Origin of the sequence: uncultured Dokdonia sp., from assembly GCF_947496725.1 — a bacterium.
Classification (GTDB): domain Bacteria; phylum Bacteroidota; class Bacteroidia; order Flavobacteriales; family Flavobacteriaceae; genus Dokdonia.
The window spans coordinates 52377-69520 of sequence record NZ_CANMDS010000007.1; the positions used below are offsets into that span (position 1 = coordinate 52377).

At 38.0% G+C, this 17144-nt stretch carries 16 protein-coding genes; 10 read left to right on the forward strand and 6 right to left on the reverse strand.

What is annotated here, in order from left to right; translation table 11 throughout:
* Positions 1-120: 120 nt before the first annotated feature.
* Positions 121-804, reverse strand: coding sequence for an MIP family channel protein (locus Q0948_RS13980; protein ID WP_363317848.1), 684 nt, complete (start codon positions 802-804; stop codon positions 121-123).
* 111 nt (positions 805-915) lie between these two features.
* Between Q0948_RS13980 and Q0948_RS13985 the strand changes: the two genes are divergently transcribed.
* The gene (locus Q0948_RS13985) at positions 916-1761 is read left to right on the forward strand and encodes a DUF2911 domain-containing protein (RefSeq protein WP_298354183.1); all 846 of its coding nucleotides are present in this window, start codon (positions 916-918) and stop codon (positions 1759-1761) included.
* Positions 1762-1927: 166 nt separating this feature from the next.
* A complete protein-coding gene (gene lpdA, locus Q0948_RS13990) occupies positions 1928-3328 on the forward strand; it encodes a dihydrolipoyl dehydrogenase (protein ID WP_298354180.1) in 1401 nt (466 codons plus the stop codon).
* 130 nt (positions 3329-3458) lie between these two features.
* On the opposite strand, the gene Q0948_RS13995 is transcribed toward lpdA, so the two are convergent.
* Positions 3459-5207: a DUF6119 family protein gene (locus Q0948_RS13995; RefSeq protein WP_298354177.1), complete on the reverse strand. Its 1749-nt coding sequence runs from the start codon at positions 5205-5207 to the stop codon at positions 3459-3461.
* 268 nt (positions 5208-5475) lie between these two features.
* Here Q0948_RS13995 and Q0948_RS14000 point away from each other — a divergent pair, with 268 nt between their 5' ends.
* From Q0948_RS14000 to Q0948_RS14010, 3 genes are all read left to right on the forward strand, one after another.
* Entirely contained in the window at positions 5476-6528 is a 1053-nt protein-coding gene (locus tag Q0948_RS14000) for a COX15/CtaA family protein (RefSeq protein WP_298354174.1), read from the forward strand.
* Positions 6529-6567: 39 nt separating this feature from the next.
* Positions 6568-7083, forward strand: coding sequence for a hypothetical protein (locus tag Q0948_RS14005; RefSeq protein ID WP_035328315.1), 516 nt, complete (start codon positions 6568-6570; stop codon positions 7081-7083).
* A 66-nt stretch (positions 7084-7149) separates the two neighbouring features.
* Entirely contained in the window at positions 7150-8205 is a 1056-nt protein-coding gene (locus Q0948_RS14010) for a nucleoid-associated protein (protein WP_298354170.1), read from the forward strand.
* A gap of 56 nt (positions 8206-8261) precedes the next feature.
* On the opposite strand, the gene Q0948_RS14015 is transcribed toward Q0948_RS14010, so the two are convergent.
* Complete coding sequence (locus Q0948_RS14015; RefSeq protein WP_038600429.1) at positions 8262-9332, reverse strand: hypothetical protein; 1071 nt, start codon at positions 9330-9332, stop codon at positions 8262-8264.
* A 95-nt stretch (positions 9333-9427) separates the two neighbouring features.
* On the opposite strand from Q0948_RS14015, the gene Q0948_RS14020 reads away from it, so the two are divergent.
* The 5 genes from Q0948_RS14020 (at position 9428) to Q0948_RS14040 (ending at position 13828) form a co-directional block, all read left to right on the forward strand.
* Positions 9428-10321 (forward strand): ABC transporter ATP-binding protein, encoded by an 894-nt coding sequence (locus tag Q0948_RS14020; protein WP_038600433.1) that lies wholly within the window; start codon positions 9428-9430, stop codon positions 10319-10321.
* 8 nt (positions 10322-10329) lie between these two features.
* Positions 10330-11172 carry an ABC transporter permease subunit gene (locus tag Q0948_RS14025; RefSeq protein WP_298354163.1) on the forward strand — a complete coding sequence of 281 codons (843 nt, stop codon included), beginning with the start codon at positions 10330-10332 and terminating at the stop codon, positions 11170-11172.
* A gap of 231 nt (positions 11173-11403) precedes the next feature.
* Positions 11404-12762 carry a DEAD/DEAH box helicase gene (locus Q0948_RS14030; RefSeq protein WP_298354263.1) on the forward strand — a complete coding sequence of 453 codons (1359 nt, stop codon included), beginning with the start codon at positions 11404-11406 and terminating at the stop codon, positions 12760-12762.
* Between the two features lie 3 nt (positions 12763-12765).
* Complete coding sequence (gene bla, locus Q0948_RS14035) at positions 12766-13563, forward strand: subclass B1 metallo-beta-lactamase (RefSeq protein WP_298354160.1); 798 nt, start codon at positions 12766-12768, stop codon at positions 13561-13563.
* Between the two features lie 10 nt (positions 13564-13573).
* The gene (locus Q0948_RS14040) at positions 13574-13828 is read left to right on the forward strand and encodes a CDGSH iron-sulfur domain-containing protein (RefSeq protein ID WP_035328326.1); all 255 of its coding nucleotides are present in this window, start codon (positions 13574-13576) and stop codon (positions 13826-13828) included.
* A 72-nt stretch (positions 13829-13900) separates the two neighbouring features.
* On the opposite strand, the gene Q0948_RS14045 is transcribed toward Q0948_RS14040, so the two are convergent.
* The 3 genes from Q0948_RS14045 to Q0948_RS14055 form a co-directional block, all read right to left on the reverse strand.
* Positions 13901-15313, reverse strand: coding sequence for an HD domain-containing protein (locus Q0948_RS14045; RefSeq protein WP_035328329.1), 1413 nt, complete (start codon positions 15311-15313; stop codon positions 13901-13903).
* A gap of 131 nt (positions 15314-15444) precedes the next feature.
* Positions 15445-16005, reverse strand: coding sequence for an L-threonylcarbamoyladenylate synthase (locus tag Q0948_RS14050; RefSeq protein ID WP_035328332.1), 561 nt, complete (start codon positions 16003-16005; stop codon positions 15445-15447).
* Positions 16006-16010: 5 nt separating this feature from the next.
* The gene (locus Q0948_RS14055) at positions 16011-17129 is read right to left on the reverse strand and encodes a glycosyltransferase family 1 protein (protein WP_298354152.1); all 1119 of its coding nucleotides are present in this window, start codon (positions 17127-17129) and stop codon (positions 16011-16013) included.
* Positions 17130-17144: the final 15 nt, after the last annotated feature.

The following is a 17144-nucleotide window of genomic DNA, read 5'->3' on the forward strand; positions in this document are numbered from 1 at the left end:
TTTCTGATTATAAAAATACAATCAAAATGTTTATCAAAACAAGCTATTTAGTTAAACAAAAATTAAATAATCGTGAGTTGTGCAAAGATTTGGGTTGAAGATGTGTGGGGTGGGTATGTATTAAGCATCACAACACTGCTCGTCTTTTACGAGCTTGCAACTTGCTACGGCTAGTATTGCACCTATAAATGGAGCGGTAACATATAGCCACATAGGTTCCCATTGCCCAGAAAATATGGCAGGACCTATAGATCGCGCAGGATTCATAGACGCATTAGTCATAGGTCCCGCAAACATTGCTTCTAGCAATACGACACCACCTATGGCAATACCCGCGATGATACCTATTTCTTTTGCACCTGTAGATACGTTTATGATGACCAGCATTAAGAAAAAGGTGAGGATTATCTCTAGTACAAAAGCCTTGTAATGCTCAAAGGAGGGAACGGTGCTTCCTAAAAATTCACTCTCAGGAAACAAGAACCACAACATCGCACCGGCAAGTGTAGCTCCTACTACTTGTGCAATGATATACTTAGGCACCTCTCTCCACGCAAATTTCTTTGCATAAGCAAAAGCTACTGTCACCGCAGGGTTAAAGTGCGCACCAGATATATCACCAAAGGCATAGATCATAGCCATCACAATAAGCCCCCAGGTAATTGCAACACCGGGGTGGGTAACGGCGCCGCCTGTAATCTCGTTTACTGTCATAGCGCCACAACCACAAAAAACCATTGTAAATGTTCCTATTATTTCGGCTATGTAGCGCTTCATATGTGCTGTTTTGCGGTAAAGATACAGAGCGTTATATTAAGGTTTTGTTAACATATGACGCATTTTAACATCTTATTTTTGTGTGAGGAAATTTTCGCGAAAGCGTAAAAAAATCCATAACCAATAAAATCAAGCATTATGAAAAAATTACTTTTTGTAGCCTTCTTAGGTCTTATGACAGCAGGAGCTACAGCACAAATTAAAACACCAGCACCTAGCCCAGCAGCAAAGGTGATGCAAACGGTAGGTCTTACAGATGTTACTCTTGAGTACTCTAGACCTGCAATGAGAGGACGCACTATTATGGGTGACCTTGTACCTTACGGTGCAATGTGGCGCACAGGTGCAAATGCAAATACAACCGTTGAGTTTTCTACACCAGTAACAGTTGCAGGTACAGAGCTTAAGGCAGGAAAATATGCAGTATACACAAAGCCTACAGCATCTACTTGGGAAGTATACTTCTACACAGATACAAATAACTGGGGTACACCTCAAAAGTGGGACGATAGCAAGGTTGCTGCAAAGGCAACGGCAAAGGCACAAATGAGCAATATGCCAGCAGAGTCTTTTACTATGGGAATCAACCACCTGTCTAACGATGGTGCACACCTTACAATGCAATGGGATAAAACGTATGTAGCTGTACCATTTACAGTACCGGCAAACGAGACAGTACTTGCGAGTATAGATAAGATGATGGCAGGACCAGGTATGGGTGATTACTATGCTGCAGCAGTATATCTTTCTAGCACTGGACAGTCACTAGATAAAGCAAAGTCGTATATGGACAAAGCGATGTCTATGAACAAAGATCCTAAGTTCTGGCAACTACGCCAGCAGTCATTATTACTTGCAAAGGTAGGAGACAAAAAAGGAGCTATAAAAGCAGCACAAGCGTCACTTAAAGGAGCAAAAGAAGCAAAAAATCAAGACTACGTAAAGATGAACACAGACTCACTAAAAGAGTGGGGAGCGATGTAATCATTGTTTAGTTCGCTTTCGCGAAAAAGTAAGAGCCCTCACACGAGGGCTTTTTTTATGTCTAGTGGTCACAAACTCCCTAGCAGATGCGTGTAAAAAAGAGCCATTCATTGCGCTTTTAACTTCACAGCTCTTTGTATCTTTGTGTAACTTTTAAAAACAAATTATGAGTTCATACGATGTAGCCGTTATAGGCTCTGGTCCTGGTGGATATGTTGCAGCAATACGTTGTGCACAACTAGGAATGAAAACAGCAATAATAGAAAAATATAGTACACTAGGAGGAACTTGTCTTAACGTAGGGTGTATCCCGTCTAAGGCGCTTCTAGATTCATCACACCACTATGAAGATGCCATCAAGCATTTTGAAGAGCACGGTATCGAGGTAGGTGATGTAAAATTTAACCTAGAGAAAATGATTGCCCGCAAGCAAAGCGTAGTAGACGTTACTACAAAGGGTATTGAGTTCTTAATGGGTAAAAATGAGATAGACGTTTACCAGGGTGTGGGATCTTTTAAAGATGCTACACACATAGATATCGCAGGAGAGAAAAACCTAACTATAGAGGCAAAAAATACCATTATAGCAACAGGATCTAAGCCTAGCACATTACCTTTTATAAACATAGATAAAGAACGTATCATCACTTCTACAGAAGCATTAAAACTTCCAGAAGTACCTAAGCACCTTGTTGTGATAGGTGGTGGTGTGATAGGTCTTGAGCTTGGTCAAGTATACAAGCGTCTAGGTGCAGAGGTAACTGTAGTAGAGTATATGGATCGCATTATCCCTACGATGGATGGCGCTCAGAGTAAAGAATTACTTAAAGTCTTCAAGAAGCAAAAAGTAAAATTTGCTCTATCTCACGGAGTTACTGCTGTAGAGCGTGACGGAGATGAGATTACCATAAAAGCGACAAATAATAAAAAAGGTGTAGATGTAGAGTTTAAGGCAGACTACGTACTTGTAGCTGTGGGACGTCGTGCCTACACAGACGGTCTTAATCTTGATGCTGTAGGTATCAAGACAGACGAGCGTGGTAAAGTAGAAGTAAACGAGCACTTGCAGACTAATGTGTCAAACATTTATGCTATAGGTGATGTGATAAAAGGTGCAATGCTCGCTCACAAAGCCGAAGAAGAAGGAACACTCGTTGCCGAAATTCTTGCAGGTCAAAAACCACATATAGATTACAACCTTATACCAGGTGTAGTATACACTTGGCCAGAAGTTGCCTCTGTAGGTAAAACCGAAGAGCAACTTAAAGAAGCTGGTGTAGCCTACAAGTCTGGACAGTTCCCTATGCGTGCATTAGGACGTAGCCGCGCGAGTGGTGATACAGACGGATTTGTAAAAATACTTGCAGATAAGGAAACAGATGAGGTACTAGGTGTACATATGGTAGGCGCTCGTGTAGCAGACCTTATAGCCGAAGGAGTAACCGCAATGGAGTTTAGAGCAAGTGCAGAAGATATTGCACGTATGAGCCACGCACACCCTACGTATGCAGAGGCTGTAAAAGAAGCTGCCCTCGCTGCAACCGAAGATAGACCTATACACATCTAGTCACTACTAGAATGATATACCATAAAAAAACCTGCTAGTGATAGCAGGTTTTTTTATGGTTTGTGGGTTATTACGCTTTCGCGAAAGGATATTAAAATACACTCAAATTATAAAGCAGTTAATTTGAAACTCAATTTTTGAAACAAGCATCGTTTTTTATAATTTCAAAAGATAAATCATAATAATTTGTTCGCATTTCTTGGTAACATTGAATTAGTGATAGTTTAGCAATATTTGATTTGTATTTAGAAACTGTAGATTGCAGTGGTCTATTCTTTATATGGCTAGTTACACACATTACATATTTAATACTATTACTATTTTTAAAAATATTTAAAAATTCCTCTTCATATAAACCATTATTTTTAGACTTAGATTGTAGTCCTTTATAGACAGCCCTTAAGTATTTATTATCTTCATCTTTAAGATCATTTTTTAATCTTCTAGCTGAGGAAATTATTTGACTGTATAGTTCTCTCATTGAAGTGCTAAAACCATATTTTACGTGGCATAAGTAGACTGTGCCGTTATCTATATGAATTATATCAGCAAGTTCTATTGATTCTGGATTTATGGCATCTAAAACAAGGTAGTCTTTCTTGATATAGCGATCGTTGTATGTGCCTTCGTTCTCTCTTTTTCCGTTAGATTTACTTTTCCATTCTTCATTTAATACTTTATTTTTTAGATCATATTCATTCAATATATCTGAACATCTCTGATTCATTTCTTGAATAAAAATATTCCTTAGTTGATACCATTTAGAGTCTAAATAGATATAAGTTCCTAGGCCTTGAATGTGAAGTTCTGTATTTAAATGGTAAATTAAAGCTGTCTTTAAAATAGCTTTCTTCGCATCGTTTTTGTAAGAATAAATATGGATATTATAAATGTAGTTACTGAAAGATTCTAGATTTTGGTCAAAATTCTGTTCATTAAGATACTTTAAGATTATCGGTAAAATTTCGCTTTTTTCACTTGTTGTTTCAATAGTTTTAAAATTACTCTTTCCTTTTTTTAATTTGACTTTATATTCATCAGCGCTATAAAAATCTTCTATCTTATTAGGATAGCAAACATCAAAATTTGAAATTTTTTTACTAGTAATATTTACCCTTTGATTAAATAATTCATTAATTAAGGCGGGTTTAAGAGAATTTTTGATTCTATCTTTATTATTTATTTCTTTATATGAACTAAAAAAATCATTTGCCTTTTTTGTTTCTATGTACTCTATAATTTCGATTAAAAGACCTAATTCTTGAAATGTCAATTTTTTATTAATGTTTAATCCACTAGATATATTTAAAATTATATTTTTAGATCTATTTGATAAGAATTGATTAAAATATAGTTCAGCAGTTTCAACTGCAATTTTAATTTTTAATTCAGTAGGGATTTTACCAAACTTAATATAATCCATTAAGCGATAATTGTCTTTAAACTGTTCTGACATACCAGCACGTAGACCAGTAACTCCTCTAGTTTTTATAGTAATTATTTGATCTATAACTGGATCCATTATTCTAGAATATGTGTTTAATCCATAAGAAGTATCTAAAAATGGTAAAACATATTTGTAAAACGTTCCTCCGATTATTGAGTAAATACCTGATTTAGTATTAACTAGTATTAATATTGAGGGTATCTTATACTCAAGAGAAATTCCTTCAGTGTATTCTTTCGGAATAAATTTAGACCATTCTGATTCTTTGTCAGACGATTGAATGACAATGAGTTTTGCGTCATAATCAAGTAATTTAATGTCTTTAATTATTGATTCCTTCTTGTTTAGAGCAAGGTGAGATACTATTCCTTCAATTACCGATTCCAGATTATGCTCTTTTTCAATCTTATATAATGTTGTGTTTTGTTTCAAATAATATAGGTTTTAAGGATTTTGTTATTAAGCTGGATGAAATTTTTAACCTAAAGTTTATTAGATTTATGTTATTGTCTTTTAATTGATTACATAAATATACACGCTATCAGAGTTTGAAATCACTATGTTTTTACTTTAGTTTTTATGGGTTATCAACATTATAGTTTCTCTTACTATATCCTCCCAATTTTCAACTATTTTGAACACCAAAGAAGAAATAAAATAAGGTCGTTTTGTATTTTTGCAGCTCTTAAAAAGAGTACATATGTGGTACAGACGCGCGCTTAAAATATCAATCATTTTCTTATACCTCATTATCATCGCAGGGGCGGTGGTACGTATGACGGGAAGCGGTATGGGTTGCCCAGACTGGCCGCAGTGTTTTGGGTACTTAGTACCTCCTACAGAAGAGAGCGAGCTGCAATGGGAGCCTAACCATAGTTATGAAGATGGACAGGTCATTATACGCAATGAGTCGCTGCGCGTTGCGCCAGCAGATTTTACTTCTGGAGCCACCTATAATGAGCAAAACTGGGACACTTATGACACGCACGACTATGCCAGCTTTAACGTATGGCACACCTGGATAGAGTATATAAACAGGCTTGTAACGGCACTAGCCGGTATCCCTATGTTACTTATGGTGATTCTCGCTTTCTGGTACTGGAAGGGACGCAAGGGGCTTATTTTTGCCACCTTTATGGTGTTGCCTTTAATGCTTTTTCAGGCGTGGCTGGGGAAGCAAGTAGTAGACTCAAACTTACTACCGGTAAAAATTACCATCCATATGATTGCGGCCCTCTTCATAGTAGCGCTACTCTTGTTCTTGTGGTATAAATCGCAGCATAAAGAGATGGGGATTACGCTTTCGCGAAAGCGTACTTATGACCCTGTTTTTAAAAACCTCATTGTGGTCGCTAGTATACTCACGCTTGTGCAAATTGCACTAGGCACACAAGTACGACAGTATGTAGATGAGCGCGTGGCAGAGGTAGGCTATGAGGCAAAGGAGTTATGGCTTAACCCGGCTACGGTATGGTTTTATGTACATAGATCGTTTTCTATACTCGTGACATTATTAAACCTATATATATTCTGGCGTAATAAAAACCTACTGCTAGGGCATACCAAGTTACTTAACTGGACACTCATACTCATAGCCTTAGAGGTGGTGACGGGAATCGCGATGTACTATATAGATTTCCCGTTTGGGAGTCAGCCATTACATTTAGTCTTAGCGTCATTACTTTTTGGGGTTCAGTTTTATATTTTGTTAGAAAGTTTCCCAAAAAGGGAGGCTATCACACCTACGATATAGGGATAAACCAAGTATCTTTACCATCTTAAAATTTGTACAATGATTTACCGTTTTAGAGCAATTCTAGACACAGAAGAAGATGTTTTTCGCGATCTTGAGATCGAAGCTGCGGCTACGCTTGAAGACTTGCATAATGCTATAAACCAGTCTTTTGGGTTTGATGGGGCAGAGGTTGCTGCTTTTTACCTAAGTGATGATACCTGGATGCAGGGCGAGGAGTTTGCCCAGTTTGAAATGGGTGAGGGTGAGAGCCAGTTGCGCCTTATGAATGAGACGTCACTAGACGGGCTTCTGGGAGAACACCAGACGCGTCTTATTTATGTATATGACTTCTTAAATATGTGGCGTTTTCTTGTAGAGCTTGCAGAGATTACAGAGCCAGAAGATGGCGTGACGTATCCTAACCTTATGTTTGTACAAGGGCAAGTGCCAGACCAAGCACCAGAGTTTGAGATGGAGCCACAAGACGAGGAAGATGAGGATGATGATGAGTTTAATGATGATTACAACATCGACGATTTTGACGATTTAAGTTTTGATGAGAACTGGAATTAGTATTCTTGTATCTCTTTATAACCTAACCTGTGTGCATCGCATACATCACAACACATACATACGACTATGATAAATTTATATAGCGCTCAGATAGAGTCACTATCTATACACCGTATAGGTAATAAAGGAAAGGCAGAAGGACTTTTTGTATCTCAAGACCCGTATCCTTTAAGTGATGAGCTTACTCCGCTTATTAAGGAGTTTTTCTTTAAGCCTTTTAGAGAAAAGGAAGAGAACTACTATAAGTTTTTTCACGATCAAGATTTAGAGTTTAATACGCTTTTTACGTTAGCAAAGAAAGTTTTTGATAACCCACACGGGACGCATTTACTCTCTGAGGATATTGCAAAACACTTATATGCACAAAGTGATCACCCGCACATTAAGGCTGGTGAGTTGTATATCGCACACCTAGAAGGCGTGCAGATAGATAATATCAAGACAGATGCCCTAGGTATCTTTAAGAGTGAGTTAAAGCAGGATTTCTTACAGTTTCGCGAAAGCGGGACAAACCTAGAGATGATACTTGAGCAAGGTATTAATCTTAATAAACTAGATAAAGGCTGTCTTATCTTTAACCATAAAGAAGACGAAGGGTATAAGGTACTCTCTGTAGATTCTAACCGTTATGACACAAAGTACTGGCTAGAGAATTTTATGGGTGTAGAGACCTTTGAAGATGATAACTTCTACACAAAGAAGTATCTTAAGTTTTGTCAAGACTTTGCAAAAGACGTGGTACTCCCTGCCGAAGATAAAAAGGAAGAAGTGCTGTTTATGAACCGCGCGGTAAATCACTTTGCAAAAAATGACACCTTTGAGGAAACGGCTTTTATGAATGACGTGATAGATAATCCGGATCTTATTCCAGAGTTTCGCCATTATAAAACAGAGCAGTCGCCTAAGTATAAAATAGAAGACCTTACAGACTTCTCGATAAGCAATAAAGCGGTTACAGCCCAGCGTAAGAAAATAAAAAGTGTGATTAATCTCGATACCAATATCCAGATTAAAATGGACTTTATTAACCCAGAAAGCGCAGAGAAATTTGTAGAAAAAGGATGGGATGAAGAAAAGCAGATGTACTACTACCTTGTGTACTTTAACAAGGAGCAGAACTAAGCCTTTCCATATTATATAAAAAAAGCGTAGCTAGATAGCTACGCTTTTTTTATGCTTTAAATCTCCTTTATGAGACGTTTAAGACTGATGTCTTCATAATTACGTTTTACAAACTCTAGTGCTGCACGTAGTACGGCTCCCATATTTGCAGCACGTTTAAATTTGAGATCACTTGTAAAGTCAAAAATATCTGCTCTTAGCTGGCGCACATTCTCACGAGGAGAGATATTATCTGTAGCCATTACACGTAGTAATCTCGTGAGTCTCTTTTTACCATTGAGAATTCTCCTTGCAAGTAGAGCTCTCTCTTCATTACGGTATTGCTCGATAGAGCGGTTGTCTAGTCGCTTTGCAACCAGTTGTACCAGTCTTATGTTTTCTTTAAAAATAGCAGGCTGATATACTTTAAAATTACCTTCAAAACACTGTTGGTCAAAATCTATTGCGCGTATTTTATAACGTACCGTGTCAAAATCGTGGGTAGGGATAATAACGTAGTTATAAGCTCTCATATCACCCAGTAGGGTAATCATACAGCGCTCGTTAAACTTTACAAACTCCTTTGCGATTTGTGTAAGACCTAGGTCGTCACACTCGCTGAGGTGATTTTTTATAAACTCATCACCAGGTATACCAGAGATGTGCTCTTCTATAAGCGTGTCTTCATATACCAGAAAGTTAATACGGTTAGGCGACAAGATGTGCTCAAGCTCAAGTCCATAAACTCTACTAGCATCTGCCTGCTTTACATAAAAGTATACGTAGTTATTATTATAAATATTAAGCACCTTAATACGAAAGGGCTTAGAGTTACCAAAAGTGCAAAAGTCTATACCCGCAATGCGTAGGTAGTCAAAGATATTCTCATTACCATCTGAGTGCAGCTGGGTATAAATACGTTTAAGATTATACTCTATCTCATCTTGTTCAAACTCGGGATAGTAAACACGTATCCATAGCGTGTCATTATCTTCTTTATCAAAAACACTCACACCACCAGAAAACCTAAGCAGATCTTCATAAGAGATCGTAACCTCAGATGTCCTTGCGTAGGTGTCTAGATAGGAAAGAAGCTTCTCATTTACGGGAAATGAGGGTTTCTTTTTAGACATCAGTTTGTTTTCCATTGCGGGGCGTTTTTATGTAAAGATACTAAAGGCGTGTAACAAAAGGTCTACATAGCCGTCTTGTAAACACTAGCAATCAAAAAACATACTTCATATTGGAAACAATCCTAACGATTAATAATCTAACGAAACATTACGGCCTTGTAAAGGCTGTAAATGACCTCTCGTTTACGATAGAAAAAGGAAACGTATATGGCATACTAGGCCCTAACGGTAGTGGTAAATCTACCACCCTAGGTATGGTACTTAATGTGGTAAACCCTACTTCTGGAAACTTTCACTGGTTTGATGGGTCAGACACCACACATAATGCTTTAAAAAAGGTGGGAGCTATTATAGAGCGACCTAACTTTTACCCATATATGACTGCGGCACAAAACTTACAGTTAGTCTGCAAGATAAAAGATGTCCCGTCAGATAAGATTCAAGAAAAACTTGAAATTGTAGGACTTCTAGACCGTATGCATAGCAAGTTTAGTACCTACTCACTAGGTATGAAACAACGTCTAGCCATTGCCTCTGCACTTCTTAACGATCCAGAGATACTTATACTAGATGAGCCTACAAATGGTCTTGACCCACAAGGTATACACCAGATACGTGAGATTATAAAGAAAATTGCCGCAGGAGGTACTACCATACTACTTGCCTCTCACTTACTAGATGAGGTAGAAAAAGTATGTACACACGTAGTTATCTTACGTAAAGGCGTAAAGTTATATTCAGGACGAGTAGATGCGATGAATGCCAGTCACGGCTTTTTTGAGTTGCGCACAGATAACTTATCTATGCTCGAGACCTATCTCAATGCTCACTCAGATTTTGGCGAGGTAAAGATAGAAGGCGACTTGCTCACTGGGTTTTTATTAAATCCGCTAGAAGCCAAAGAGCTCAACACGCAACTACACCAGCAAGGTATCGTGCTCACGCACCTTGTAAAGCGCAAAGAGAGCTTAGAAGAGCAATTCCTTGAATTAACTAAAAACTAAACAACCCAATGTTACGACTACTCACCATAGAATATCATAAACTCAGACATAGTAAGACATCACGTGTCCTTATCATAGGGTACTTTGTGTTACTATCTGCTATAGCACTGCTTGCCTCAATTAAGTTTAACCTTTTTGGAGCCGAGTTTCGTCTGGCAGACCAAGGTATTTTTAACTTTCCATACATCTGGCACTTCAATACGTATGTAGCGGCAATACTCAAATTTTTCTTAGCCGTTGTAATAGTATCTATGACCGCAAATGAGTACAGCAATAGAACGCTTAAACAAAACCTCATAGACGGTTTGAGTAAGAAGGAATTTATACTCTCTAAGTTCTTAACCGTTGTTGTCTTCTCAGCCATCTCTACTTTATTTGTGGCGGTACTCAGTCTTATCTTAGGCTTCTCGTTTTCAGACTTTACAGAGATGTCTATCATATTTTCTGACCTAGAGTTCTTATTTGCCTTTTTCCTTAAGCTGGTTGCCTTCTTCTCATTCTGTTTATTTTTAGGGATACTTATAAAACGCTCTGCATTTGCACTTGGCTTTTTATTAATGTGGTATTTCTTTGAAGGGGTAGTTCAGCTCATCTGTTTATTCTTTCAAGAGAAGTATGATATGGAAGGACTGCGCAGCAATGTGTCACAATTTTTACCACTTGAGAGTATGAGTAATCTTATAGAACAACCACTCACAAGGCTCAATATTGTACAGTCTGCAGCAAATCAAATTCAGGCAGATGTCCTTTCAGATTACACGGTATACTTTCACGAGATAGCTATCGTATCGGTATGGACGTTCTTATTTATATATGCAAGTTTACTATTGTTAAAGAAAAGAGACTTGTAGTATCACGCTTTCGCGAAAGCGTAATCAATCACAATGCAACCTCAAAAGGGTTGCATTTTTTGTATATTCATTTCAGAAAACGGCCCTAGCGGTGACTTAAAAACCTAATGCTTTAATAATCTTGAGAAAGTGATGGTAGTTGAAACCCCGTTTATAGCTGAAAATTAAAAGGATAATACCCTGTAAAGTACTGTGAATCTTAAAAAATAACCTATTTTCGCGAGAATGTCTATGACCTTTAAAGATCTCAATCTCGATAAATTTTTGTGGAATGCCCTAGATGATATGGGGTACACACAACCTACTCCTATACAGGTAGATGCACTTGCGCCTGTAATGTCTGGAAGTGACGTAGTAGGAATTGCTCAAACCGGTACAGGTAAAACATTTGCATACCTCTTACCTATACTAAGAACATTACCATACTCAAGACAAGAAAACCCTCGTGTACTTATTCTAGTCCCTACTAGAGAACTTGTACTACAAGTGGTAAACGAACTTGAAAAGCTCACAAAATACATAGATGTGCGTATTGCGGGTGTTTATGGTGGTTCTAATATCAATACCCAAAAGGCACTCATTGCTCAAGGGCAAGATATTGTGGTAGCAACACCTGGTAGACTATATGATCTAGCCGTGAGTAGAGTATTGCAACTTAAATCTATCCAAAAGGTAGTGATAGATGAGGTAGATGTGATGCTGGATCTAGGTTTTAGACCACAGCTTATGAACATTTTTGACATTCTCCCAAAAAGGAGACAGCACATTATGTTTAGCGCCACGATGACAGAGGATGTAGATGCGCTTATTAAAGATTACTTTAACAAGCCTCAGTTCATAAAAGTTGCTCGTAGTGGGACACCACTAGAAAATATAAAGCAAGTAGGGTATAAGATACCTAACTTCTATACCAAGGTTAACTTTTTACTAGAAGAGCTCGCTTCCGCGAAAGCGTACCCAAAAACGTTGCTCTTTGTAAGAGACAAGCGTATGGCAGACAGGCTATACCTCAAGCTTGAAGAAGCGTTTCCAGGGCAAGTAGACCTCATACACTCTAACAAGACGCAAAACTACCGTATAAACAGTATCAATGCCTTTTCTGAAGGTAAAGTACGTATGATGGTAGCGACAGATGTAATGGCGCGTGGTCTTGATATAGATGACATAACACACGTTATAAATGTAAACACACCTCGTTTTCCTGAAAACTATTTACATAGAATAGGGCGTACCGGTAGAGCACAAAAAGAAGGTACTTCAATAGTATTAAGCACTCCAGCCGAAGATGCTTTTCTAGAAGAGATAGAAGCACTGATGGGTGTAAAAGTACCTATAGAGACGCTGCCAGAAGATGTTCAAATCTCTAAAGAACTCACACCAGAAGAGCGACCAGAAGCTAAAGAAATTTTTAATCCTCATAAATGGAATAAAAATGATGAGGATGCTCCGGGACCAGCTTTTCACGAGAAGAGTGAGAAAAACTCTAAGGTAAATCTGGGAGGTTCTTACAGAAGAGAAATTGCAAAAAAATACAAGAAGCCTAAGACCAGAGGCGATAAAAACTATAATAAAAGAAATAAACGAAAGTAAACAATGAAGCGACTACTGCAGATGTTAGGGATCTGTCTAGCCGTACTACTATTACATTCTTGTTTTGACAAGAGTAAGTATGCCCCCGAGCCTTACCTAAGGCCGCTAGAGATAATAAAACTATCTGATCAAGACTATATGCACGTCTCATATCTTAAGGACGGTAAAGATGGTTACATACCTTGTAATGGTTATATACGTAAGGAGGGTGATGAGGTTTTTGTATTTGAGACACCCCTAGATGATTCAACATCTGTACAACTTATTGACTTTATACAAAATGATCTTAACGCGACCATAAAGGCCGTTATGGTGAGTCACGCTCATATAGATGGCGCAGGCGGTGTAAAAGCATTTAATGAAGCAGGCATACCTACATATGGCTCGTCAAAAACAGCAGCATTACTTGCTAGAGATACAATCACCTTAAGTAATACTTTTCAGCGTAAAGATAGTTTGATGCTAGGGAAGACCCTCGTAAAGATGGATTACTTAGGTCCTGCACATACAGATGATAATGCGATAGCCTATCTAGAAGGACCAGAGGTATTACTAGGCGGGTGTATGATAAAATCTCTAGAAGCAGGAAAAGGCAATCTAGCAGATGCAAACCTAAAGGAATGGGCAAAGACCGTAGCCACAGCAAAGTATCTGTATCCAGATGTAAAGCAAGTAATACCAGGTCACGGGATGCGTGGAGACAGCACACTGCTTACCTATACCATAAAAATGTTTCAGGAGGAAAAGCCCATAATTAAAGAATTAACAAACACCACTGAGCAGGAAACTGTTCAATTATAACTAATATATAATGGAGAATAATAAAAAAGTAGCAGGTCTAGCACCTATAGCCGTAGAGCTTGAAGAAGGAAAAAAATACTCTTGGTGTACTTGTGGACACTCTGCAAAACAGCCATTTTGTGATGGCGGACATAAAGCGGCAGAGAGTACCCCTAGTTTACGTTTTGAGGCAGTAAAAACAGGCACTGCCTATTTATGTAATTGTAAGATGACTAAAAATCCTCCTTATTGTGACGGGAGTCATAAAACCTGCGAGATAGGTTAATACGGTCATTTATAGATATAAAAAATCCCCTTGATATACTTCAAGGGGATTTTTGTTTTATAAGCTATAATCTTATGCAGTAAGCCCCATAGTCTTTGCTTTATCCATCATAAAGGCAACGGCAGCTTCTTTTTCGTTAGGTATCTCTCCTTCTAGTATAGCTTCCTTTATGGCTTCTTTGAGCGTTCCTATCTCACGACAAGGTTTTAGATTAAAGGTTTCCATAATTTCTTCACCAGATACTGGTGGCTGGAAGTTACGTATGTGATCGCGCTCCTCAACCTCTTTCATCTTCTCACGCACAACCTTAAAGTTGTTATGGTAGCGTCTAAAGCGTTTTGGGTTTTTTGTAGTAATATCTGCCTCACAAAGCGTCATAAGATCTTCTATATAATCTCCTGCGTCAAAAATGAGTCTGCGCACAGCACTATCTGTCACGTGATCTTCAGAGATAACAATAGGGCGTGAGCTCATCAATACCATCTTTTGAACAAACTTCATCTTGTCATTAAGAGGCATTTTAAGGCGCTTAAATAGTTTGTAAACCATCTTTGACCCTACAAACTCGTGCCCGTGAAAGGTCCACCCCACTTTTTTTGAAAACTTCTTAGTAGGTGCTTTTCCTATATCGTGTAAAAGCGCTGCCCATCTCAACCATAGATTATCTGTATGGCGAGAGATATTATCTACCACCTCTAGGGTGTGGTAAAAGTTATCCTTATGTTTTTGACCCTCTATCTCGTCTATACCCTTAAGAGCAACAAGCTCTGGCAAGATATAAGGAAGTAAGCCTGTTTTTTCTAATAATAAGAATCCTTTAGAAGGCACTGGGCTCAACATTATCTTGTTAAGCTCGTCTACAATGCGTTCATTAGTAATAATCTTAATACGTGCTGCATTACGTGTGATAGACTCCATAGACTTGCGTTCTATCATAAAATCAAGCTGTGTGGCAAATCTTATGGCACGCATCATACGCAACGGGTCATCACTATAGGTAATATCTGGATCAAGTGGAGTGCGTATTATTTTGCGATCCAAATCACTTATCCCTCCAAAGGGGTCAATTAAATCTCCATAACCCTCGTCATTAAGACGTATGGCTAGCGCATTTATGGTAAAGTCTCTACGGTTTTGATCATCTGCTAGCGTGCCGTCTTCTACTACTGGGTTGCGGCTATCTTTTGAGTATGACTCCTTGCGGGCTCCTACAAACTCTACATCTATCTGGTTAGAGCGCAACATTGCGGTTCCGTAGGTTTTAAAAACTTGAACTTTAGGTTTGTTAGGTAACAGTTCAGAGACTTTGCGAGCTAGCTTTATACCGCTCCCTACGGCTACAACGTCTATATCTTTTACCTCACCACGTTTAAGGATGTAGTCACGCACAAATCCTCCTATGACGTATGTCTCGAGTTGTAAATCATCTGCAGCGCGTGAGATGGTATTAAAAATAGGATTGTTTAAAGCGTTTTTAAGATTCATTAGGTATGTAAAATATAAGGCAAAGGTACGGCTTCATTCCCTCTTTGTAAAAGTAGTATGAGCTGTAAAAAGGGTTGCCTATGTAGTATGTTTATGTGGGGGTAAGTACGCTTTCGCGAAAGCGTAAAAAACTACTTTCTAATAATAGTTACTTTACCGTCTTCTGTAAGTTTTATAATAGCACTTGGTTTGCTAGATTTACGACTACGATCTATGTTTACTACATAATCTACACCATCTATAATCTCTTGTGAGATCTCGCTAAAGCTTTGTGGTGTAGGTTGTCCAGTAATATTTGCACTGGTTGAAACGATAGGTTTTTTAAACTTTTTAAGAAGAAAATTACAAAACTGATTGCGACACACTCTAAAGGCTGTACTGTTATCTGGTGCAATAACATTAGTCGCTACACGTATAGGATCGTCGTAGATAATGGTAGTGGGCTTTGCAGCATATTTAAGAATATCATAAGCTACCTCAGGTATATTTTCTACATACTGGTTGAGCATTTTGAAGTCACTTACTAAGCAGATTAGAGATTTACTTTCTGCTCGTTTTTTTAGGGCATATACTTTATCTACGGCGTCTGGATTAGTCGCATCACAACCTATACCCCATACGGTATCTGTAGGGTAGAGGATGAGACCCCCGCGTTTAAGTACTGCTAGTGCTGCGTCGTGTTCTTCTTTCATTTAGTTTATTTATTGAGTACCTCTCGGTATACGTTTATATATTGTCTCGCCGCCTCATCCCAGCAAAACTTTTTTGAGTGTGTTATACTTTTCTCTTGAAAAGCGCTTTTGTTGTGAGCTACCTCTGCAAGACCTGATGTTACTATTTCTGCCATATATTTGGCATCATAGTGATCCCAGTAAAAAGCGACATCACCGCCTACCTCTGGTAAGGAAGTGTTGTTAGATATAAAAGCAGGTTTGCCAAAACGCATAGCTTCGATTGCTGGTATACCAAAACCTTCTCTCAACGTAGGAAACATAAAAGCTTCACAATTTTTATAGTAATAAAATTTATCTAAGTCAGAGATACGTCCAGTGAGGTGTACACGATTTTCTAAGCCCAAATCTTTTATTGTTGCTTTTAGTTTTCCTTGTGCATATTCTGATGCCATTTTACCCGAAATCACCAGGTCAAATCCATTTAAATACTTGAGCATCTTAACCAGTGCGTGTTGATTTTTGCGTTCACATACGTCTCCTATAGTAAATAGGAATGGCCTGGAAGGTGATATCTCTGGAGTGTATGTGTCTGAAATTTCGACCTCTTTTATAGTATTTCCATTATAAATAATATACTCTGGAACCTCTGGCACTTTGAAATATCGATGTGTAGATTGTTTTGCAAAAGTAGATATGTAAGTAATAGCTGTCGCTCTATCTAGTTTTTCTTGAAAACGTTTGTTTCTCTTATGATTTAGATCAGATGAAATTTCATCTATGAAGTTTACATCGTGTACTGTGAGTACATAAGGTAAATCGCGTAGAGGTTCAATTTTCGTATTTTGATTGAGTGAGTGCCATACATCAAAACGTTTCCGTATACCAATACTTTTATTTCTTGTAAAGTTGTAATACTTTTTTATTGCTACATTTTGACCAAAATGTTCACTCCATTTATTCTTATCTCTTGCGTGTATTACAAATTGAAAATTATTTGAATTTTGACGTATGAGTGCGTCTATAAGATGCTTGTTAAATTGCCCGAACCCAGAAAATTCATTTTTGAGGTTATGGCTTTCTAAAAAGATAGAGGACTGATTTGACATAGCCGCAAAGATAGCAATACTAATGCTAGGTTTCATAGTTCACAAATCTGT